20 protein-coding genes are annotated in these 23,260 nt (G+C 32.6%); 7 read left to right on the top strand and 13 right to left on the bottom strand.

Features of this window, described 5'->3' with window-relative positions; all coding sequences use genetic code 11:
- Genes recO through ACM39_RS17625 form a run of 4 tightly spaced genes read right to left on the bottom strand, consistent with a single transcriptional unit; the run spans position 1 to position 4,640 of the window.
- Positions 1-687 carry a DNA repair protein RecO gene (recO, locus tag ACM39_RS17640; RefSeq protein ID WP_048512362.1) on the bottom strand — a complete coding sequence of 229 codons (687 nt, stop codon included), beginning with the start codon at positions 685-687 and terminating at the stop codon, positions 1-3.
- Positions 687-2,930 carry a hypothetical protein gene (locus ACM39_RS17635; protein WP_082140647.1) on the bottom strand — a complete coding sequence of 748 codons (2,244 nt, stop codon included), beginning with the start codon at positions 2,928-2,930 and terminating at the stop codon, positions 687-689. Before ACM39_RS17635 ends, recO begins: the two co-directional genes overlap by 1 nt.
- 1 nt (position 2,931) lies before the next feature.
- A complete protein-coding gene (locus tag ACM39_RS17630; RefSeq protein WP_048512361.1) occupies positions 2,932-3,882 on the bottom strand; it encodes a bifunctional metallophosphatase/5'-nucleotidase in 951 nt (316 codons plus the stop codon).
- Positions 3,882-4,640 (bottom strand): 5'-nucleotidase C-terminal domain-containing protein, encoded by a 759-nt coding sequence (locus ACM39_RS17625; RefSeq protein ID WP_048512360.1) that lies wholly within the window; start codon positions 4,638-4,640, stop codon positions 3,882-3,884. Before ACM39_RS17625 ends, ACM39_RS17630 begins: the two co-directional genes overlap by 1 nt.
- A gap of 931 nt (positions 4,641-5,571) precedes the next feature.
- On the opposite strand from ACM39_RS17625, the gene ACM39_RS17620 reads away from it, so the two are divergent.
- On the top strand, positions 5,572-6,390 hold the full coding sequence (locus tag ACM39_RS17620; RefSeq protein ID WP_082140646.1) for a GLPGLI family protein: 819 nt from the start codon (positions 5,572-5,574) through the stop codon (positions 6,388-6,390).
- Positions 6,390-6,806 carry a hypothetical protein gene (locus ACM39_RS17615; protein WP_048512358.1) on the top strand — a complete coding sequence of 139 codons (417 nt, stop codon included), beginning with the start codon at positions 6,390-6,392 and terminating at the stop codon, positions 6,804-6,806. Before ACM39_RS17620 ends, ACM39_RS17615 begins: the two co-directional genes overlap by 1 nt.
- A gap of 81 nt (positions 6,807-6,887) precedes the next feature.
- On the opposite strand, the gene ACM39_RS17610 is transcribed toward ACM39_RS17615, so the two are convergent.
- The 4 genes from ACM39_RS17610 to ACM39_RS17595 form a co-directional block, all read right to left on the bottom strand.
- Positions 6,888-9,446, bottom strand: coding sequence for a hypothetical protein (locus tag ACM39_RS17610; protein ID WP_048512357.1), 2,559 nt, complete (start codon positions 9,444-9,446; stop codon positions 6,888-6,890).
- A 19-nt stretch (positions 9,447-9,465) separates the two neighbouring features.
- Positions 9,466-9,933, bottom strand: coding sequence for a hypothetical protein (locus tag ACM39_RS17605; RefSeq protein ID WP_048512356.1), 468 nt, complete (start codon positions 9,931-9,933; stop codon positions 9,466-9,468).
- A complete protein-coding gene (locus tag ACM39_RS17600) occupies positions 9,933-10,685 on the bottom strand; it encodes a GLPGLI family protein (RefSeq protein WP_048512355.1) in 753 nt (250 codons plus the stop codon). The genes ACM39_RS17605 and ACM39_RS17600 overlap by 1 nt, the downstream gene beginning before the upstream one ends.
- A gap of 67 nt (positions 10,686-10,752) precedes the next feature.
- A complete protein-coding gene (locus tag ACM39_RS17595) occupies positions 10,753-11,040 on the bottom strand; it encodes a hypothetical protein (protein WP_048512354.1) in 288 nt (95 codons plus the stop codon).
- A 173-nt stretch (positions 11,041-11,213) separates the two neighbouring features.
- Here ACM39_RS17595 and ACM39_RS17590 point away from each other — a divergent pair, with 173 nt between their 5' ends.
- From ACM39_RS17590 to ACM39_RS17570, 5 genes are all read left to right on the top strand, one after another.
- Entirely contained in the window at positions 11,214-11,606 is a 393-nt protein-coding gene (locus ACM39_RS17590) for a helix-turn-helix domain-containing protein (RefSeq protein WP_048512353.1), read from the top strand.
- A 159-nt stretch (positions 11,607-11,765) separates the two neighbouring features.
- Entirely contained in the window at positions 11,766-12,638 is an 873-nt protein-coding gene (gene dapA, locus ACM39_RS17585) for a 4-hydroxy-tetrahydrodipicolinate synthase (RefSeq protein ID WP_048512352.1), read from the top strand.
- 70 nt (positions 12,639-12,708) lie between these two features.
- Positions 12,709-13,212 carry a GNAT family N-acetyltransferase gene (locus tag ACM39_RS17580; RefSeq protein WP_082140645.1) on the top strand — a complete coding sequence of 168 codons (504 nt, stop codon included), beginning with the start codon at positions 12,709-12,711 and terminating at the stop codon, positions 13,210-13,212.
- Between the two features lie 307 nt (positions 13,213-13,519).
- On the top strand, positions 13,520-14,086 hold the full coding sequence (locus ACM39_RS17575) for a helix-turn-helix domain-containing protein (RefSeq protein ID WP_048512351.1): 567 nt from the start codon (positions 13,520-13,522) through the stop codon (positions 14,084-14,086).
- 1 nt (position 14,087) lies between these two features.
- A complete protein-coding gene (locus tag ACM39_RS17570; RefSeq protein WP_048512350.1) occupies positions 14,088-14,531 on the top strand; it encodes a hypothetical protein in 444 nt (147 codons plus the stop codon).
- A gap of 621 nt (positions 14,532-15,152) precedes the next feature.
- Here ACM39_RS17570 and recG read toward each other — a convergent pair.
- From recG to ACM39_RS17545, 5 genes are all read right to left on the bottom strand, one after another.
- Entirely contained in the window at positions 15,153-17,237 is a 2,085-nt protein-coding gene (gene recG, locus ACM39_RS17565) for an ATP-dependent DNA helicase RecG (RefSeq protein ID WP_048512349.1), read from the bottom strand.
- A gap of 70 nt (positions 17,238-17,307) precedes the next feature.
- Positions 17,308-17,841: a thioredoxin family protein gene (locus tag ACM39_RS17560; protein ID WP_048512348.1), complete on the bottom strand. Its 534-nt coding sequence runs from the start codon at positions 17,839-17,841 to the stop codon at positions 17,308-17,310.
- Positions 17,842-17,881: 40 nt separating this feature from the next.
- Positions 17,882-19,393, bottom strand: a complete 1,512-nt coding sequence (locus tag ACM39_RS17555) for a peptide MFS transporter (protein WP_048512347.1) — start codon at positions 19,391-19,393, stop codon at positions 17,882-17,884.
- A gap of 290 nt (positions 19,394-19,683) precedes the next feature.
- Positions 19,684-21,438, bottom strand: coding sequence for a peptide MFS transporter (locus tag ACM39_RS17550; RefSeq protein WP_048512346.1), 1,755 nt, complete (start codon positions 21,436-21,438; stop codon positions 19,684-19,686).
- Positions 21,439-21,572: 134 nt separating this feature from the next.
- Positions 21,573-23,228, bottom strand: coding sequence for a peptide MFS transporter (locus ACM39_RS17545; RefSeq protein ID WP_048512345.1), 1,656 nt, complete (start codon positions 23,226-23,228; stop codon positions 21,573-21,575).
- Positions 23,229-23,260: the final 32 nt, after the last annotated feature.

Here is a 23,260-nt window from a genome sequence, read left to right as displayed (position 1 = left end):
TTATTCAAATATCTGCTGGATGATTTCAAGAGATGTGGGAATTTTAAAATCTGTAATGTGATAATGATAATATACCAAAAGACTGTCCAGAAAATCTTTTCTGAAGGAAGAATGAATTTTTATCTGATATGGTTTTTCAGCTAAAAGAACAGCTTTCCAAATGTTTGAAATAGTAGTGTCGAATAGCTGATGTGACAGTTCAGCAGAAAAAGTCCCTGTTTCCGGATCCAGAAAACATTCATTATTAATAAGTGGAGAAACACCCTGTATTTTTAAAATTTTAATTAAAAAAACTAAGTAAGACTGATAATTTTTTTGGTCTAATTCATCTATAAACTCGTCGAGACAAAAATAAATATTATGATTCTTATTTTCGTGTCTTAAATTTTGATTTAAAAAGTCTGAGATGAAAAAAACAACTGTATTTGCCTTGATGTCAGTATAAATATCATTGCTTTTTACTAATTCAAAACCTGAAACCGTTTGGATGCCATTTCCTTTTACCGGATTTACGGAAAAGCTGAGTTTACTTAATGGCAGAAGAAAAGCCTTCTTCTTATTTCTTTTAGAATAAATTCCTTTTAAAAAATAAGACTGAAAGCCTTCTTCTTCTGTAAAACAATGCAAGACTGCATCATTTTCGCCGTATTTTATGTATGAAAGTAAAAAACCGTTTTGTGAATTCATTAATTTACCACTGCAATTTTAGCGGTAGCTTTATCAGAGCCATCTTCATTAGTCATTAAAACAAAATAGATCCCCGAAGCTACTCTTTTTCCTTTTTGGCTTACAAGATCCCACTCGTAATACCCTCCTCTTGCAACAGCAGAATGTACAATATTTCCGGCTGCATCTACAATTCTTATATTTGTTTTTTCTGCAAGCCCTTTGATAGTAACATTACCTTTGAAATTTGAGTAAACTACTGGATTTGGGTAAACCAGTACATTACCGAAATTTGAAGTTACATCTGCTACATCCCCTTGATAGGTTACAATTCCGTCGAGAGTGACAAAATAAATCTTTCCGGTTTTGTTATCGATTTTAATATCTGTAACGTTGTTTGTCGGCAGTGGGGAGTTTTCTTTTGTAAAATGTTTAATAACCTGCTCACCGCTGGCTGATAAGTAATAAACACCACCGTCATCTACAGAAACCCATTTGTGATTTCCCCCATCTACTTCGATTTGTAAGATGGCGTTATCTCTGAATAGCTCTTCTGCGAGACCGTTTTGTTCTATAATTACAGGAGATGCCTGTGGTGAAGTTTCTGTGATTGCAGACTTTGGATTTGGAAGAATTCTCAGGCCGGAACGGGTTCCAATCCACACATTGTCATCTTTGTCTATAGCAGCAGATATGGTCCCGTTTGCGGGCAGCCCATTTTCTTTTCTGATATATTTTAATGGCGTTGTTGTAGAAGTTGGGTTATTTCCATATTCTTTCATGATTAGCCCTCCCGGATCAAAAAACGGGGAAGGAATATATATTATTCCATCTTTTGTAAATGGTTTCTGGGAACCACCTGCATTTACTATCGGGACAAGGGTAAAATCATCTGAAGATTGGTTATAAAAATAATATCCGGTATTGGCTGAACCTGTCTGTATCCCCGTTACAGCTACAAATAATTGATTGTTTTCATCAAAAGTAAGTCCTGTAATACGATTATAAAGATTATCAGAATCGTTATTTTTGTATACTTTTTTAAAGACATCATTTTCCATCTTGTAGATGCCTTTTTGACCTTGATTATAGATGTGGTTTGTAAAAAATACTTCACTTGGATTTGATGGATTGGGCACTACATCTAAAATGTTGAATGTGATGGGATTATCTTTAAAATAATCAGGATAGATCCATTTACTGCCATCAAAATGGTAATAGCCGATATTTCTGCCTGCCGGAGGGTCATTATAGGCAACTTTTCCTCCTGTAGAAACCCATATTTGATCATTCAGCAAAGAAATTTTATAGGCAATATTGTTGTATGGGCCATCAGGTTTGAAAATTGTACTTTCTTCGGTCTTTATTCCTGACAATTTTGTTCCGCCATAGATTTTACCGTTAGTTTTTGTTGCTGTATTACATTCTTCTCCGACTGTTGCGCTTCCGTTAGAAGTCCCGTTGGTGGCAAATGTATATATTCTGCTTACATCTGTTACAATGATGTCGTTTCCGGTTACGACAATATCACGAATGCCTCCAAAAGTCTGTGGCAGTGGGGTGGCAATGCCATTGTCGTAAAGGTAGGCAGCGGTTGAAGAGCCAAAAGAAAGAACAGATTCAGAATCAATCTGGTTAAAAGAGCCCGCCATTTCGGTAGTCCAAGTGGAAAAAACCGGGAAAGTCGTATTTATTTCATGGCTTTTTAATCCTGAATTAGTTACGGCATACACTTTATTTCCTACTAAAGTTGCTTCATTGCTGGCTTCATAAATACCACCATTTAAGAAAAAAGCAGAATCATTAAATTCTTTCTTTGTCAAATCAAAAATGGAAACCCCGTACCCTACAGAAACCGTTGCTTTATTTCCCGTAACCGAAATATGATTGATTTTTTTGTTTCCCGTATAGCCTGTTGCCAAAGGAATATCTACAATGTAGGTAATCCCGTTTGGCGTGATTACATCAAGAGACCCGTTCTCATATCCCACCAGTCCGGTATTGGTTTGGGGGTTATAGTCAAAGGCTGAAATCTTTACATCGTGCAGACCGTTAGCTTTAGATAACTTTGTAATTTCACCTGTCGAAATTGTATAATAGAAGACCCCGTTTTCTGTTGCTGCAACTATTTTCCCGTTGCCTTCCTTCATGGCCAACACATTGTTATAGGAAAATAAATCTGCCCATTTTTTTGAAGAAATATTCTGTGCATTTACAACCTGCAGGGATGCTAAAATTCCCAGAGAAATTAAAAGTTTTTTCATGTTATGCTATTATGCTGCTATCAATTACCTGATTGTTCCAGGAAATATGTTTTACGTTTTTATTTGAGTCAAAAAAGAAATCTATTCTGCCTAAAAGAAGCCCGGCCCAGCCCACCTGGTTTACAAGAACATTTTTACCTTGTCTGTTGGTAAAAGTTTGAGGCTCCGGCAAGAAAGTATGGGTGTGCCCGCCCAAAATAATATCAATATTTTCGGTTTTGGCAGCTAAGATTTTATCACTTACTTTATCAGGCTCTTCCTGGTAATCGTAGCCGATGTGTGAAAGGCAGATGACAAGATCACACTTTTGTTCGTTTTTCAGGAAGTTTGAATAATGTTGCGCCACATCAATAGGATCAGAATAGACTGTTTCTCCGTACTGCTTTTTACCAACCAATCCGTCCAGTTGAATTCCGACTCCGAAAATCCCCACCTTGATTCCGTTTTTATTGAAAATCTTGTACTGAGAAGTTTTTCCGTCAAGGATTGTATTTTTAAAATCATAATTTGAACAGATAAAAGGGAAGTGCGCATTGGGCAGCACCTTTAAAAATCCGTCTAAGCTGTTGTCAAAATCATGATTTCCCATCGTAGAAGCGTCATACTTCATCATGGACATTAATTTAAACTCCAGTTCCCCTCCGAAAAAGTTAAAATATGGTGTTCCCTGAAAAATATCACCTGAATCAAGAAGCAAAACATTGCTTTCCTGATTTCTGATTTGCTGAATTAAGCTTGCCCTTCTTGCAAAACCTCCCTGATTAGGATTTTTGGTATAGCTTGCATCGAAAGGCTCTATTCTGCTGTGCTGATCATTGGTGTGAAGAATAGTCAGTTTGTTTGCGGATTTTACGTCAAGAATTTTTAATTCTTCTGCCATCATCATATTCGGAGCTAAAGCCATTGCTAAAGTTCCGCCACCTATTGCTTTTAAAAAACTTTTTCTATCCATTACTTTTTACCAATAAAATTTAAACGAACATCTGTATTTGCTACTACTTCGGGAGTTTTTTTGAAATATTCAATAAATAAATCTCTTAATTTGATTCCTGTGGGGATAGATTCTCCTTTTGCGAAGAATTTCATATTGTCACCACCCAAAGCCAGATAATCAGATGTTGCGATGTAATAATCCTGGGTTGGATTTACTGTTTTTCCGTTGATTAAAGTTTGGGTTAATTGCCCGTTATTCGTTTCAATGTATAAATGAGAAACCGGATTGTTGACCTGAGTTTTTGCATAATAGTCAAAAAGCCCCTGTAAATCAGAACCCTTCATTTTTACGATAATAACCTCATTTTCGAAAGGCATTACTTCGAATACGCTTTTCAGCCAAATGTCTCCTTTACCAATCGTTGTACGGATACCTCCGATATTAATCAATGCGGCATCAACATTTTTTTTAAGGTTGGTTTTTGCCCATTGGTCGGCTCCATCGAATGTATAGTCTGCTAAAAGATTGCCCAAATTACTGTTATCACCCTGTTTGGTAAGGTCTACATTGGTATGAGAAATCTTTTGATTCATCTCTTTATCCAATTTTTGCTTATAAGGCTCAATAATTTTTACAAACTCCTCATCATTCTTTAGCTCATTATTAATCGAAATATTTTTCTGAGTCTGCACATTTGCTACCTGCAACGGAGAAGCCGTTTTACAAGCGGAAAGTGTAGCCAGAGTAATTCCAAATAACAAGAATTTATTTTTCATAATATCTTTTAGTATATGCAAATATAATTATATGTATTTATAATATATTAAGCATAAGAAAAAAACATTTAAAAAATAAATTTCATTCCGCCTGTAATATAACCGGATAGCGCTGTTGCGGATGATTCCTCAATTCCCAATTGACTTGTGTAACTGTTAGAAAGGGAATTGGAAAGAATAGGGTAATATTATGGGCGTACAAATAAGTGATGAGTAGTAGTACTATTCAAATAAAAACGCGCGCAAAATTTCATATGAAATATTCCTTTATTGGTCGGAGTATAGTAGTTTTAAATAATCTATTTAATAAATTAGGTATTAAACATGTTAATATTGGGGAATCGTTTTATTTTGATTCTAAAAGTGAAATTGGTTGCGAACGAAGCTTAATTGTAGATTTTAAAACTTAAACATTTAAAGTAATTAGTTTGTAGTATGAGTACATTTCGGGGTTTCATGGCGAAATTGACTTTACTAAATTATATAATTTAGAACCTTTCTCTAAATAATCACAAAAAATGATAATAGGGGGTAGCCGAGGAAAAGTAAAATTAAATTTAAATAAAAAAGATGAATATTTACAATATTAAAACGATTAAGATGTTTAGCATTAATTACTTTAATTATTATTTTTAATTGACCATTATTTTCCATTTCTGAGCCATTATACAAAAAATATATTAACTTATACTATTGCTATTATAATGTGTGGAATTTGGAATTTAACTGTTTTTTTTAAATGAAGATAAATTTTCCCGATATCGTCTGCTCTGCAATGTACCACCACCTCTCAAAAAGTTCTGTTACATTAAAATAATCATCATTTTTTTGACTCTTTTTTGCGCATATTTTTTTAATAGGCTGAAAAATTTCACTGAATGGATATTTAATTTTTCTTTCTTAAATTTACTCTTATAAATTATAATAGAATATGAAAAAAGCCCTATTTATCTTAACCTTTCTTTATAGCTGTTTACTGTTTTCTCAAACTAATACATTTGTATATGAGATGAAGTATAAACCATGTCAAGAAAAAGATTCAACAAAAATGCAAAATATGATCTTAGATTTTTCTAATTCAAAATCTATATTTAGATCTTCTAAAGAAAAAGATAGCGATTCTATTTTAGCCTATACAAAAAAAATAACCAATTATCCGTTGGGGTTTGACGATCAATTCTATATAATCAAGGATTTAAGCCAAAAAAAAGTAACGAAACTAATACAAAATAGCACTGATACTTATACTATAAATATAAATGAATCAATAGATTGGAAGATTGATCCTGAAGTTGTAAAAATAGGAGATTATTCTTGTCAAAAGGCTATGGGGAATTATGGCGGAAGAGAATGGATAGCATTTTTCACGTCAAAAATTTCTGTTTTAGACGGACCATATGTATTTCATGGGCTTCCGGGTTTAATCGTGAAACTATATGATACTAATAAACAATATGATTTTTCACTTATTCAAGTGAAAAAAGGAAATTCTGATTTATATGATGTAAGAAATAAAAAAAACTTAAACATAAGCTGGAATAATTTAGAAAAATTATCTAAACAATACTACTCTGATCCATACGCAAATATGAAACCTAATTCTGCGTCAAATATCAATAGACAAGTCGCTTTTCGTGATGAAAATGGAAAAGTAATTGAACCGGATTTTAAGGGATGGACTAAATCAAAACAGAATAAAATAAAATCTTGTAATAATCCTATCGAAATTAACCATAAAATAAATTATTAATGAAATATATTCTTGTTGCGCTATTAACCTTTGTTTTTTCATGCACAACTTTTAGCAAGTATTCTGTTAATAGTAAAAAAATAAATTGCAATGAAGAGAATAAATCTTTCTTTTGTTATTCTAATGATTCTCTAAAATGGAATTATACATCATTTGGAGGTGTTAAATTCGTCAACAATAAATCTGATTTTCAAAAATTGGAAATAAAAAAATCACCTAAGTTTAAAAATGTTTTATTGTATGGTTATTCTAAAATTTTAAACGGAGATTACTATATACTGTTAGATAATAAAATGTATCCCGAAACATTTGTTTATAAAGATACTATCATAAATAACAACAAAATAACAATAGCCGTAAGTAACAATATAAATGGAGATTATAACAAAAAATTTTTACTTAGTGGCTTACATTAATTTTATTTTTCATAATATCTTTTAGTATATACAAATATAATTATATGTATTTATAATATATTAAGCATAAGAAAAAAACATTTAAAAAATAAATTTCATTCCGCCTGTAATATAACCGGATAGCGCTGTTGCGGATGATTCCTCAATTCCCAATTGACTTGTGTAACTGTTAATATATTGAAAAGAGCTGAGGTTGAGGATGTTGTTAAACAAAAGGTTGTATTCAAAATTTGATTTTGCTTTTCTATATGAAACCTGACCACCGAGCAAAAAGTTTTTCATCGTGTTTTGTTCAGTTTTCTGAATTAAATATTCACCTAAGACATTGGCAATCCATTCTTTTTTAATGTTAGCTCTTATTCCTAAAGACAATTTGATATTATCTTGTCTGGAAGCTGTATCATAAAAGCTTTGTTCAAAAATACCTGTTGTGAAAGTGTAACCCAAATCAAATTGTAATGGCTTATTTCTAAAATTGGTTGAAAGTTTTTGAGAGAATTCAAGGTTTTTAATGGTGGACAAATTTGAATTACCACTGATAAAGTTGACATTTTTGCTTAAAAGACCTGTTAATTTTGATTTCAGGGAATAATTTTTATTAAATCTGTGATTATTGGTAAGGAAGAGTACAATTCTATCGTTGTAAGCACCAATAGTATTTTCTGTTCCTGAAAATGTACCGTAATTAATAGTATTTGTTGTATAATTTGGTTTAGTTTTAGTATACATCAGCATAAAGAACAAATTGTTCCCTTTGTCAAAATTAAATCTGTTCCAGGTAAATTTATAAGTATCTGTATTACTCAATAAGTCAGGAGTGAGCAGGGTGTTGTTGTAAAAAGACAAATCTCTTGTATAGAATGTATGATATTGAAGGAGTTTTATATTTGGAAGATCGTATCTTGAGTTGTATTCTAATCCCAAATCATTTGCTCCTAAATTAAATTTTATACTGAATCTTTTTTCAAAGTAATGCTTATTAATCTCATTAACCGTAAGGAAATTTGAACTTACCGAACCTGACATGTCAAATTTCCACAATTTTTTAGAAATGTTCACATCATTAATATAATGGTAAATTTTAAGAATTCTGTATTCGGCAGTTTCAGAAAAGGTTTCTCCAAGATCAGAAATATTCTTTTTATAAGAAATTCCGGAATGAAAGTTAAAATTCAGAATTTTGTTTTTGTTCTTCAAATAAAAATCAAATCCATATTTATTGGAGTTTATTGAATACTGTTGAGATAAAAAATTACTATTTCCAAGGAATAGCTGCGTATTAGAATCAATATTGAGGTATCCTGTATACGATTCGCTGAGCTGACTTAAAGCAAATACTAATTTATAATTAAGGATTTCTTTATTCCACGACAGGAAATTGCCTGTAACGCTGTTCTTTATTTTGTTTTGGACTTCATAATAGTTATAATCTACGGAATGTCTGTCAATATTCTGATTAAAATTATCCAGAGTAGGATTGTATCCGAAATTATAATACAAAAAACTATTATCTGAAAAGGTTTTCTTTATTTTAATTTGAGTAGTTCCGAAAAAACCACTGTTATTTTCTTTTTTTTGTTCCCAAAAATTAAAGCTTTGCGGTTGCCCTTCAAATGCCGTTCTTTTAGAAGTTGAAAATTTATCCAGCGAAGCATTATTTAAAATAGAAAAAGCGGTAATGGTAACATTCTTTTTAGATTTTGAATATTGTAAAGCGCCAAACTGATTAGATTTTGATTTTACCTTTCCGTCATTGTTTAGAAAACTCGGAATGTCTATATTAGATACGGTTCCTGAATTCTCAATATCTTCCTGAGTATTCATTTCGTAGAAATCCATGAAATTAATAGGATCTTTTGCAATATTATTGGCATCTGCAATCAAAGCTAAATTTCCTGCTTTTCCGAATTTGAATAAATTGGCATGACCTGAGTAAGAATTTTCAGTTCCGTAGTTTCCTTCTATATTTCCGTTGATTTTTCTCCTATACTCATCTTTCAGTTTTAAATTCAGTGCAGTGGAACGGTTTCCGTTTATGGTGTTGTAATTTTGCCAAAGATCAATCCCTTCGATCATGTTAGCCGAAATATTTTGCGTAGCCATCTTATGGTTTTTCCCGAAAAATTCGTTTCCATCCACTAAAACCTGACCTAGTGTACTTCCTTTATAAGTTACTTTTCCGTTTTCGTTGATGTCTAATCCGGGAAGTTTTTTTATCAGGTCTTCCGTTGTTCTTTCTGTGCCGTCTCTTACAGCTTTCAGATTAAAAGCAATAGTGTCTTCTTTAGCTGTTGCTATCTTTGGACGGGATTTTATTTCGACTTCTTCTATAACTGTAATTTGTGGTTCTAATTGTACCTCAAAATTTAGTTTTTCGTTGGTATCTATTTCTACCAATTTTGTTTTGTAGAATACAGAAGTGAATTTTAGTGAAAAAATTCCTTTCTCCGAGATCTGGAAAGCACAAATGCCCTTATCATTTGTTTTTTGAAAATCTAATGTTTTTCCGTTTTTTAAAAGCTGTACGTTGATTTCTGAGATGTTTTTTCCGTTAATTTCCTTTACCTCAATACTAAGCTGTTGTGAATACGAAAAATGAAAGAGCAGAAAGAAAATAAGGATTGAAAATTTTGATTTCATCAATTATAACCGTATTTCTTCAGTAGTAGGCTTGCTCAGTATTTCCCTGACCTCTTGCATTTTTTTTGTATTCTTCACCCTTGTATACTTTTAGTTTGGGATAGATTTTTTCAACATCATTCTCTTTAGAATCATTGCTCACTTTTATTGCGGTCAAAATATAGTCTGGGATTCTACTCAAAATTACTCCCGGAAAGTCCTTGAAAACCTCTTTTTTTCTTCTCTTATTAGATTCATCTATTTGCGTAGTTCCAACATCGTGTATAAAATCAGCACGAGGAATATTTTTAAAAAAAGAATTTCCATTAGCATAATACAGAAAATTTTTTTGCGGTATTTTTCTTGTGGTATTCACTTTTTCCTTATACTCTTTAGACATGCTGCGGTTTTCTAACTCATTAAGCTCTATTCTTTCGTATTCTACTTTTAAATATTGGGCATTAAAGAAATTTAGAAAAAATGATGCTATTAAAAATATTGGTTTCATTATAAATTAATATTGCTTTCAGTCTTTTTTACTTTTTTACTTTCTTCTCTAATTTCACTCATTTTTTTGATATAATCATCTTCATTTAAGACTTTTAATTGGGGGTTAGGTATTTCAAAATCTTGTGCTGTTGTATCATTGCTAATTTTTGTAGCATAGATTACAAACTCTGGAGATTCTATTTTTAAAATCAAACCAGGCAGATTTCCATAGGCATATGGGCCAACACTTGCAGGAATATCCTCAGTATACCAAACTTTAGTTAATATTCCTTGTTCAGTTGTTACTTCAGCAAGTTTACATTTATATTTTTCAATATATTCAATATCATCTTTATAATCTATTTTATTAAATTTTGGAGTAAAATATCTATAAAATTCATCTTCATTAAAATTTTGATATTGATAAAACCCTTTATCTCCTTTTTTACGATAAATTTTAATTTGCTTTTCAACAAATTTAGTTTTTGGTTTAATAGAAGTAAATTCATCTATTTTTTTACTTTCTTCTTCATGAATAATATCAGCTTTCAAAATACTTTTAAAAAAAGTATTTCCATCTTTAACATATAAAATTTGTTTTTGAGGTTTTTGCATTTCTTCTTTTACTTTACTCTTAAAAGCTTCAGAAGATTCAGCTAGTAAAGGACTGTTATTAAACTGTTTATTTATTCGGTCATATTCCACTTTTAAATTTTGTGCATATGTGATATTTATAAACAAGCATATTAAAATTAAAAAAAACTGTTTCATAGTTTTGCTTTGTATTTAAGATTAAAGCGTCTAAATAAATAGACGCTTATAATTTAATTGTTAATTTCTAACAACCATACCAAATTGTCTGTACATCCCAATAATGTTCAATCATATAAACAGTATGTCCTAGACCATCATCAAACGAAGTTATTACATTAACCGGAGTAATAGTTGTTGAATGACAAATACCAAATAGTTTTTCTGCTTCCTCTAATGAATTAACTCTAACAGTTGTTGACTTTAAAGATATAATCTCTTTGTTATTAGAAAAATTTTGAACTGGTGTAGATTCTTTAGCAAATGCCAAAGTAGTTCCTGCAACTAGGAATGCACCTAATAATACTTTTTTCATAAATGATTTTTTTTGTTAAAAAAATAAATTTAATACACTTAAAAAACATTTCGTGCACTTGTGTTTTTCTACTTACTAAGCTAAGTATATCTCTTTACGAATAGAAATACTTTTAGTGAAAATATTTTTACTTTTACTCAAAAAATATATACTTTTGATGAAAATAAATATAAATGACAGAAATGGAGAAAATTATAGAAAGAATTGCCCAACAAAGGAGTAAAAAAGGCTACACTTTTGAAAATATGGCTGATGAATTAGATATTACCCCTGCTGCATATCGCAAAATTGAAACAGGAGAAACCAAACTAAGCGTAGAAAGACTGATGAAAATATCTGATATTCTTGAGGAAGACTTATCCAATCTTTTGGATATTAGTACGAAAAGCACAATTAATACCCAAGCTAATCAAGGAGATGGATTTGGATATGTAGAGACTATTAATAATGATTATAAAGATATAGTTAAAGATATCAAAGAAACATACGATAAGCTTATTGAAAGCAAAGATGAGCAGATTGCAACACTAAAAGAACAGATTGCTTTTTTGAAAGAGAAAAAATAAATAGTACTATTTGTAAATAATAACCCTTTCGATGTTTAAAACATCGAAAGGGTTATTATTTACAAAGGGAAGAATTCAAGATTCAGATTAAAAAAAGAATTTAATAAACCACAAGTTCTTGCCATAAATTATTAAATTTGACAAAAATAATTCTAACAGATGAGCATTTTAAAAGGAGTAGGTGTTGCATTGGTGACACCCTTTAATGAAGATTTATCCGTTGATTTCGATAGTTTAACAAAACTTATTGAATATAATATCGAAAACGGAACCAATTATTTAGTTGTTTTGGGCACTACAGCGGAAGCTGCAACGCTTTCTGATGAGGAAAAGAAACAGGTGATTGAGCATGTCATTAAGGTTAATAATAAACGTCTTCCTTTAGTTTTGGGGATTGGCGGAAACAATACTCTTGAAGTAAAAAAACAGATTGAAGAAACAGATTTATCGGCATTTGAAGCCGTACTTTCTGTGTCTCCATATTACAATAAACCCAATCAGGAAGGTCTTTACCAGCACTACAAAGTTTTAGCGTCTACAGGAAAGAATATTATTATTTACAATGTTCCGTCAAGAACAGGACAGAATGTAGAGGCAGAAACCACTTTACGTTTGGCAAAAGAATTCCCGAATTTATTTTTAATTAAAGAAGCGGCACCGAATATTCTTCAGTATTTCGATATTTTAAGAAAAAAACCTGAAGGATTTTCATTGGTTTCAGGAGATGATGAATACACGCTTCCGGTAACTTTAGCCGGTGGGGACGGGGTAATTTCGGTAATTGGGCAAGGATATCCAAAAGAATTTTCTACCATGGTTCAGCTTGCTTTTGACGGAAAAGTGAAAGAAGCATATGAAATTCATAATAAACTGGTTGAAATCACAAGACTGATTTTTGCAGAAGGAAATCCTTGCGGAATTAAAGTGATTCTGGCGGAAAAAGGAATTATTAAAAATTATTTAAGACTTCCTTTAGTTCCGGCTTCAGAAGGGCTTTATGCAAAAATTAAAGCTGAAATGTCCCATATTTAACAATAGAAATTTGCAGTAATAATAAAGTGGAGAGCCAATGGCTTTTCACTTTTTTTAATGATAAAAAATTATGAAATTAATAGAAGCAACAGAAAAAGACATTGCTTTGATTCAGGATTTGGCGAGAAGATCCTGGGAAAGTGCTTATGTGGGAATCATTTCCACAGAACAGATTGAATATATGCTGGGCGAAATGTATTCCGCCGATGAGATTTTAAAGCATATTCAAAGCCCCAATTACCATTATTATTTGATCTTGGATGATAATCATAATTCTTATGAAGGATTTATCGGCTATGAACATGGCTATGAAAAAGGCACGACAAAGCTTCACAGGATTTACCTGGTTCCCGAAAGTAAAGGTAAGGGATTTGGAAAAAGTGCTTTGGAATTTTTAAAAGAAAAAGTTTGGGAGAGTGGTGATAAGAGAATAATTCTGAATGTAAACAAAGATAATTCTGCAAAAAAATTCTACGAATCGCAGGGATATACTGTATATAATGAAGTGGTTTTAGATATTGGTAAGAATTTTGTAATGGATGACTACCAAATGGAGTATTTATTTCACAAATGATTGACTTAAAATTTTGTAATATTCCCGTGTAATTCTATAACAGGTGATGTCTTTTTTAAACCATCTTTGCAATAAACCAATTCACTTATTTAGATTTTTAGATAAATAGTACATTCATATGCTTGATTTTAAGCTGTTGAAGCTTTATTTCAGTATATTTTTTTTCATCCTTAGTGTTTAAATTCCTGTATTAATTAATACAGGAGTTTTTTGCGTCTTAAAATTTTCTTAAAGTTTTTTCTCCTAATTCACTTTTAATTGAAATAAAGTGTTTATATTTACTCCAGGATTTTACACTATATTAAGGATGAAAATGTACGTTAAATTTGATTTCAATGCACTTTGCAGAAAGGTATTGGACGAAAAGCTCAAAGAACAGGGGATAAAATACCGCTTGTTGAATTTTGGGGAAGTAGAGTTTTACGAATCTTTTACAAAAGAACAGCACAAGATTTTTAAGAAAAAACTTGAAGATTATGGTATCGAAATTATCGAAAGCCAAAAAATTGCTTTGGTTCAAAAAATAAAAGATGCCATTGTGGAATTGGTTTTCTCTGACGAAATTATTCCTGTAAAGGCTTCGATTTTTATTTCCGAAAAACTGAATCACAGCTATGGGTATCTTTCCAACCTTTTTTCAGAAGTAGCACTTACTTCCATTGAAAATTTTATTATTCTGCAAAAAATAGAATATGCAAAAGAGCTTATCATAAGCAATAAGCAAAGTCTTACTGAGATAGCCCATAAACTGAATTATTCCAGTGTGGCGCATCTGAGCACGCAGTTTAAGAATACTACAGGAATTACACCTTCACAATTTTACAAGATTGTGGAAAAGAGAAGAAAAATACAAAGTTTAGTAATCATTCCCTAAGATGATAAACAAAGAATATCTAAGTATTGCTATTATAGATGATAATAATGAGAATGTAACTTTATTTAAAAATATTTTAAATAAAATAAAAATCGGGGTAAAGATTCAGGTATTTCAAAGTATTGACAAAATTTTGGATTATTTGAATAGTGGCGAAGTTCTCATCCCGGAAATTATGTTTATAAATTTTAATGTTTTTGAACGTAAAATCCTGGATGAAACCAGAAATCATGGAAAGTTTGACAACCTGGTTACAGCCTTGTATTCAGAAAAATTATCAGAAAGTGAAATAGAAGATTTTTTTGTAAACGGAGGAAATATTTTTATAAGAAAACCGGATAATGAAGTGGCTCTGAAAAAAGTGCTTTCTGATGTCATTACTGTTAACTGGCAATATCATACCTCAGGTTTGAATAAAGATAATTTTATCCTGAAGATTTTATAAATAAGGGAGTTATGGCAAAAGTTTGTTAACTGAAAATTAATATTCAGAGCATAATTTTCACACAGATGTGAAAATTCTATAACTAAAAAATGAAATCATATAAAAAGTTTTTGCCGGTATATTACCATTTTTGTAATAAGAAAAATGGTAACACAAATTCATCTATATTTCAAAACCGGAAATGAATGAATTAAGTTATTTCAAGTTTTAAACTAAATTATATACATCACAATGTTAGTTAAACAAAATGAATTATAATAATTTCCAATTTATAAGCGAAGAAGATCTTTTAAAAAAACGGTACAATCATGAAAACTTGTAGTAGTTAATGGATATTCGTTTCATTTTTATCCTTTAGCAATGCTTCAGTTAGTTTTTATAATAATTAAAATTGGAAACATAATTCATTTTGTTTTTTAATTTATTTTAATAGTTGCAGCTACCATAACTTCCTCAACACAATTATAAATATTTTCACACCACATCACAAAATATTAAGTTATGAGGCTACCAGCTATTAAAATAAATTTTTTCTGAAAAACTGAAAGTAAATTTCTTCAAAAATAACAGTTTTATAAAGGGGAGCCGCGTAAAGATTATTTCTTTTCGCGGTTTTTTATTTTATGAAATTTTGCTCCACTTATTTTTACCGCGATAATATCGAAGGTAGTAGTTTTTGATAACCATATTTTCTGCTCTGCTCAAAAGAGGATCTGTTTCTAAGATTTTATCGACTGTATGTTTTGTCAATTTTATAATGGCAGAATCCTGAATCAGATCGAGCCTTTTAAAGTCTACAACGCCACTTTGCTGAGTACCGAGAATATCTCCCGGACCACGCAGCTGCATATCAACTTCAGAAATTTTGAAACCATCATTAGTTTCCACCATCGTTTTGATACGTGTTCTGCTGTCTGAAGATAATTTATCCGAAGTCATCAAAATACAATAGCTCTGTTCTGCTCCGCGACCAACACGGCCCCGAAGCTGATGAAGCTGTGACAGTCCGAACCTTTCGGCGCTTTCAATCACCATTACAGAAGCATTAGGAACGTTTACACCTACTTCAATTACGGTAGTAGCTACCATTATTTCGGCTTTCCCGGAAGCAAAATAATTCATTGCTGCATCTTTTTCATCGGGCTTCATTTTCCCGTGAAGCATGGTAACATTATAATGTGTGAAATTTTCCATCACATTTTCCAAGCCTTCCATTAAATTTCTATAATCTAATGTTTCAGACTCTTCAATCAAAGGGTACACAAAATAAACCTGCCTGCCTTTCTGAATCTCTTCCCGACAGAAATTATACACGTAAGCCCTGTCTTTTTCCCGTCTGTGAGCTGTAATGATTGGCTTTCTTCCGACCGGCATTTCATCAATTACAGAAACATCCAAATCAGAATAAAAACTCATCGCCAGGGTTCTGGGGATAGGAGTTGCAGTCATGACCAAAATATGTGGCGGAATTTTATTTTTAGCCCAGAGTTTAGCCCGTTGTGCGACACCAAATCTGTGTTGCTCGTCAATAATGGCCAAACCAAGATTTTTAAATTTAACTTTATCTTCCAAAACAGCGTGCGTGCCCACCAAAATAGAGAGTTCTCCACTTTCAAGTTCCTGATGAATGATTTTTCTTTCTGAGGCTTTGGTAGAGCCTGTTAAAAGCCGAACGTTAATCCCTGTCCCTGTCAATAAATCTTTGATTCCGTTGTAATGCTGTTGTGCAAGGATTTCGGTAGGAGCCATTAAACAACTTTGAAAACCATTATCCATGGCAATCAGCATTGTTAATAAAGCAACCATCGTTTTCCCCGAACCTACATCTCCCTGCAGCAGACGATTCATCTGGATAGGTTTTTTCATATCCAGACGGATTTCTTTTAAAACCCTTTTTTGGGCTCCTGTAAGCTCAAAAGGAAGATTGTTTTCATAGAAACTTGTGAAATAATCCCCGACAATAGGAAACGGATTACCATGTGACTGGGTTTTATGATGAAGTTTTTTTAAGGCATAACCAAGCTGAAAAAAGAATGATTCTTCAAATTTTAACCTGTAATTAGCTTTTTCAAAATGTTCTAAACTTTTTGGGAAATGGATATTGAGAAAAGTATGCTGTCTTGATAAAAATTTAAAGTGTTTTATCAGATATTCAGGCATATTTTCATCAAGAAGGTTCGGAATTTCCTTGCAGATATTTCTTACAACATTTTGAAAGAATTTTTGATTTAAACCTCTTTTGGTAAGTTTTTCAGAACTCGGATAAATTGGTCTTAATCGATTGTCACTCTCCTTGTTTTCTTCAATCTCAATTTCAGGATGTGGCATTGAAAATTGGTTATTGAACACATTCAGCTTTCCGAAAATGTAAATTTCTTTATTCACGGGAAGCTGCTCTTTCAGCCATTTTGAATATTGAAACCAAACCAAATCCATCGTACCGGTATCGTCATTGAATTTTGCAGACAGCCTCTTCGTTTTTCCCGTTTGAATTTCCTGAAGATTCGTGATTTTCCCTTTGAGCTGAATATCAAGATTGGTTTCCTGCAGTTGAGAAATTTTATGAACTTTACTTTTATCCAAATAACGAATAGGGTAGAAGTTCAAAAGATCTTCTACCGTAGAAATGCCCAACACGGTTTTGATGAGTTTGGCTCTGTCCGGGCCAATGCCCTTGACGTATTCTATGGATGTTTCTAAAGTCATTAAAGAACCACGAATTTCGGAAAAAAATAGAAATTAAAAAAGACTTTCAAAGCTGAAAGTCTTTCTATGTTTAATCTTTTATTTTAGATTTAAATTTTTTCTGATAATCTTCCCACTGCTGTCCGGAACGAATTTTTTTATAAAGGTTTTTAGAAATTAATTCTAAATAGGGCTCTAGCTCTTTGGCAGATAATTCGCCCTGAAGAATAGTAATGGGCCCCCCGCTTTCATCCAGAAAAACAGTACTTGGAACGGCTCCTACGTTCATATATTGAGTGAACTCGTGTAAAGAGTTTTTACCTTTCTTATGTTCTGTATCAGGATTTGAAAACGTTCTTCCAAAGATTTGAACCGGTTTTTTTTCTTCCGCATTGAATTTTACAGGGTAATAGCTTTCATTTAGAATATCAGCAATTATCTGATGTCCATATGTTTTTTTATCCATGATTTTACACGGTCCGCACCAGTCTGCATAAAAGTCGATAAGTATCTTCCTGGGATTTTCTTTCTGAGCTTTTAAGGCTTCTTCGATCGTCATCCATTTTACCTGTGCAAAACTAAAATTTAAACAAAAGATTAGAATTATGCTTATAATTTTCTTCATAATTTGATATTTAAGTAAAAATAAGCATAATTACTTACTTTTATTTTACTTCCTGCATTAATTTCTTTACGAACGGAGATATCAAAATTAATACCACTCCGGCAATTACAGCATATAATCCCAATTGTTTATATCCATCAGTATAAGTGATGAGAGCATCATAGTTGGTAGAGCCCTCTTTTGCAGTCGCTAAACCTGCTCCGATGATTCCCGCAACATACTGTCCGTATGCTGAAGCCAGGAACCACATTCCCATCATCATTCCCTGAAGATTTTTTGTGGAAAGCTTTGTCATGATAGATAATCCGATAGGAGAGAGGCAAAGTTCTCCCAAAGTAATTACCAGTAATGCAACGGTAAAGAAATTCAACGAAGTGATGCCTTGAAGATTGGCAAAAAGTCTTGTTGCAAATAAAATATAATAACCCAATCCGAGGAAAATAAATCCTAATCCAAATTTGATGATCGTATTAGGTTCGATTTTTCTTTTATTTAGCCAAATCCAAAGTAATCCAATAATCGGAGCCAGGAAAATAATAAAAAATGCCCCTCCGGAATTATTTACACCATTCGGATCTAAACCTAGAAGATCCTTATTTAAATTTTTTGCAGCAAAAATACTTAATGAACCTCCACTTTGCTCATAAATTCCCCAAAATAAGATTGAGAATAAAATGAAAACTAAAGCAGCCCAAAGTTTTTTGCGTTCTGCAGGAGTTACTTTTGTCATTTCGTAGAAAAGATAAATTAGCGTAAGTGGCCCGATTGTATACATAAAATAGTCTGTATATTGGGTCTTTGCAACCATTACCATAATAATCGGAACGAAAATTAATGATAAAACATACACTCCGTATTCCTGCCATTTAGGAATTGGGGCAGATTTTATTTCATTATTTGGATGTCCCGGTTGAAGCCCGATAGAACCCAAACTTCTTTGTGTAAAGACGAAATTGATTAAACTAATTACCATTACAATTGCCGCAAAACCAAAAGCAAGATGCCATCTTAGTTCTTCCGGGATAAAATTAGAAAAAAGTTCCCCTTTACCTATGGCAATGCATAAATAACCACCTAATAAAGCACCCAGATTGATTCCTGCATAAAATAATGAAAAACCTGCATCTGCTCTTGAATCGTTCGGTTTGTAAAGCTGACCAACCATTGATGAAATATTGGGTTTAAAGAACCCTGTTCCTACAACGGTAAATGCGATTCCCAGGAAAAAGAATTTATGGGGATCTGTTGCTAAGATTAAGCTCCCAACGATCATTAAAAGTCCACCCCAAAATAAAGATTTTCTGAATCCTAAGATTTTGTCGGCAAAAAGTCCACCAATAAATGTAAAGGCATAAACAAATGCCTGTGTTGCTCCGTATTGGAGATTGGCTTCTTTTTCATGGAAATTAAGTTGGGAAATCATGAAGAAAACCAACATTCCGCGCATTCCGTAGAAACAGAAACGTTCCCACATTTCAGAGAAAAAGAGACTCCAGATTTGTTTTGGATATTTTCCTTTGAAATTTTGTATTTCATCTAAAGTTAAACTCATAATTGTATATGATTAAGTTTTAATTAGGGTTTTTATCTTCTTGATCCAATTCAAAACGAATTCTGTCTTGGTCAATAATTTGTTTTTAATTCTTCTTCTTTAGGCGCTTTCCTATTTGCCAATACGTAAACAGCGACGTAGAATTCGCTATTCGAAAAATTTTTTCGAGCGATTGGGCAATATCTCTTTTTACTGATTGAAATAAAAGAATCTTCGGAAATTTCCATCGTGCAAAAATAAAAAAAAACCTCCGACTTAGCAGAGGTTTACCTATATTTTATTGATGTGAACTAGTTTACACCGTGCATCATTTTCTTTAAAATTGGAGATATTAAAGCCAAAATTACAGCAGCAATACCACACAATACAACGAATACCATAAAGAATTCAAATAAGTTGTGGATTTCAAACCCGGCAAAAGTCGGGTTTTGTAGAGGCAATTGAGCCTTTTCAAAAGCTGCAGCCTGATCAGCATTCAATGTGACTTTTTTATCTAAAACATCCTGAAGGTTTACTCCAATTTCCTGTGCTTTAGAGAACTTATCGCCAGTTGCAGGAATCAATGCTCCTAATGAACCGGCTAATGCATACCCTGCAGCATTAGAAATAAAGAATACACCATATAATAAAGATGCGAATCTTTTTGGAGCTAATTTACCTACCAATGATAGACCGATTGGTGACAAACAAAGTTCACCACAAGTTTGGATGAAATATAAAAGCATTAACCATTTGATAGCCAATAAACCTGAGTTTCCAAGATCTTTTACATTATGCGCAATGATGAAATAACTTAATGCAATTAGAGCTAAACCCATTGCCTGTTTCATCGGAGAAACCGGCTCTTTTCCTTTTGCTCTTAATTTATCCCAACACAAACTGAACGGAACAGCTAATAATACAACAAAGATTCCGTTGAAAATCTGAACCATTGAAGGAGGCATGTTCCATCCGAAGATGCTCCTGTCTGTTTGGTTATCTGCGATAAATGTTAATGAAGAGCCTGCCTGCTCGAAAGCTGCCCAGAAGAAAATAATAAAGAATGATACGATATAGATTACCCAAATTCTTTGTTTTTCAATCTTATTTTCAGCAGAACTCATAATTAAGAATGCTAAAGCAATACCTGCGGCATAAATGAAAGGATAAATAATTCCTTTGATTAATTGTCCCATTTCTACAGAGTTGAATCCAAATTCACCTACCAATAAATATCTGAAAGCGAAGAATAAAATAACAAAAATACCTCCTGTAATTCCTAAAGATTGTCCAGAGAATTTTGCTGTTTGTGTTTCACCTTCCTCAAAATCTGCACTTGTATTGTTTTTTGGTAATCCACCGATAGGTCTTCCTTTCGGTGTTACTACATATTTATTTTTAAGAATGAAAAAAGTCACTGTTCCGATTACCATAGCAATTGAAGCAGCAAGGAATCCCCATTTAAAAGCAAAAATATCTCTTACTCCCGTTGCAGCATCTTTTACATCTCCCAGATATGGACAGATAAACTGTCCCAAGAATGCTCCAATGTTGATTCCCATATAGAAAATCGTGAAAGCCGAATCTAGTTTTGACTTTTCCTGTTTCGGATAAAGGCTTCCTACCATTGAGGAAATGTTTGGTTTGAAGAATCCGTTACCAAAAATAATAACAAACAAAGCCAGCCACATAATCATTTTTGCACTTCCTAAATCAGCAGAAAAGCTTGATGCACTGATAAATAGTAAAAACTGACCAATGGCCATTAATGAACCTCCGATTAAGATAGCGTTTCTGTTCCCGATATATTTATCAGCAATGAAACCTCCCAAAAGAGGAGTAAGATAACATAAAGCTAAAAATCCACCATAGATGATTGCCGCATCAGCTTCTTTTATTAATAAGGAATTTACCATGAAGAGCGTCAAAAGTGCTCTCATTCCATAAAAGTTGAAACGCTCCCACATTTCTGTTCCGAAAAGAACCCATAATCCTTTTGGGTGTCTGGAACCTTTTCTTTCAACAAATTCATCCGGATTCGGATTTAATGCTTCAGTATTATCCATTTTTATTGTTAATTTTTGTTAAGACTGACAAATATAGTTTTTTTTGTGTTTTCAGCAAGGTTTTAATTTTATAATTAAATAAAAAAGCCGCAGAATGATTCCACAGCTTAATTTTCTTTTATAATAAATAAGAGTTAATGCCCTTTTTCTTTCATGATTTTGTTTAATCTTTTTAACATGGAGAGTCCTAAAAGCGTAGCGAATATTAACAAAGCAAAGTTTACCAAAAAATAATTCATTTTGTTATCATAACTATACCAGGTACTTGCCAAAATTCCTGAAAGTTTGTTACCAACTGAATTTGCCAAGAAAAAACCTCCCATCATCAAAGCTGTGATTCTTGCCGGGGAAAGCTTAGAAACAAAGGATAATCCCATCGGAGAAAGACAAAGTTCTCCCACTGTGATGACTCCGTAACCCGCAACCAACCACCAAGGTGAAACTTTTACAGCTCCATTATCTCCGGCCCAAACTGCAAGAACCATTACCAGGCAGGATAATCCTGAGATAAATAGTCCTAAAACAATTTTTGTAGGAGTTAAAGGTTCTTTTCCTTTTCTTCTCAATAATGCCCAGAAACCAACAACAACAGGTGTTAAAGCAATTACCCAAAACGGATTGATGGATTGGAATAATTCTGTATTGTATAAATAAACCTTTTTTTCAGGATTTTTTTCTAATTCAGCACGTTGTTCAGGCGATATATTTTTAAAATAAATATCTTTTCCTTTTTCTTTAATGGTATTTCCGTCCTTGTCTTTTTGAGATTGGTATTGATCATCATAAACAGAAACTTCTTTGTCTTCATAACCTTTTCCGTCAACCATATAGATACTTTCCAACGGTTTTTCCAAAGCTGCAGGAACGCTCCTGTCGGTATAATAATTGGCCCATCTGGTCAACGCTGTTCCGTTTTGTTTGAAAACTGCCCAGAAAAACATGCTAATTAAAAATACAGATAATAAAGCTCCAATTGATGATTTTTCTTCTGGTTTTGCTTTGAAATAAAGAGAAGCATAAAAGTAAATAACAGGTATACAAGCAAAAATAAAGGCATCAGTACTGTCACTTCCGAAAATATTTCCGGGGATAACCCAGCCAATTACTCCGGCAATAATAGCAGGCAGGAAAACTTTAATCAAAATTTCAGAAAGCTTTGTATCACCTTCCTGTACGGGCTTCATTTGTGCGGCATGGATATAGTGTTTTCTACCTACTGTAAAAATGACCATTCCGATCAACATTCCGACTCCTGCAGTGATAAAGGCTTCGCCCCAACCGAATTTATTCCGCATGAAAGCTGCAATAATATTGCAAATAAACGCTCCAATATTGATGCCCATGTAAAAAATATTATATCCGGAATCTTTATTGGCTTTATAAGGTTCTTCAGAATATAAATTTCCTAATAATGTAGAAATTGTAGGCTTAAAGAAACCATTTCCGATGATAATTAAAGCTAATGAAGTATAAAATAAAGTCAGATCTTTGAAAACACCCATCCCGATATATCCGGCAGCCATTAAAATTCCTCCCAAGTAAATGGATTTAATATATCCTAAAACTCTGTCTGCCAAAAAACCTCCGATAAAAGGAGTCAAATAAGTCAAAGCGATATACGTTCCGAAAATATCGTCTGCTGTTTTATCAGGTAGCCCCAAACCTCCCTTCAGGCCGGTTGGCTCAATAACGTACAGTACAAAAATTCCGAGAATTAAATAGTATCCGAAACGTTCCCACATTTCGGTAAAGAAGAGGAAAGGCAATCCTTTAGGATGTTTAGTCTTCATATTTTCAAATTTCAAGTTTCCCAAAAATAAGT

Origin of the sequence: Chryseobacterium sp. FH2 (assembly GCF_001045455.1) — a bacterium.
GTDB lineage: Bacteria > Bacteroidota > Bacteroidia > Flavobacteriales > Weeksellaceae > Chryseobacterium.
The sequence above is the reverse complement of the archived record's forward strand: the minus strand, read 5'-3'. Positions and strand labels throughout refer to the sequence as shown.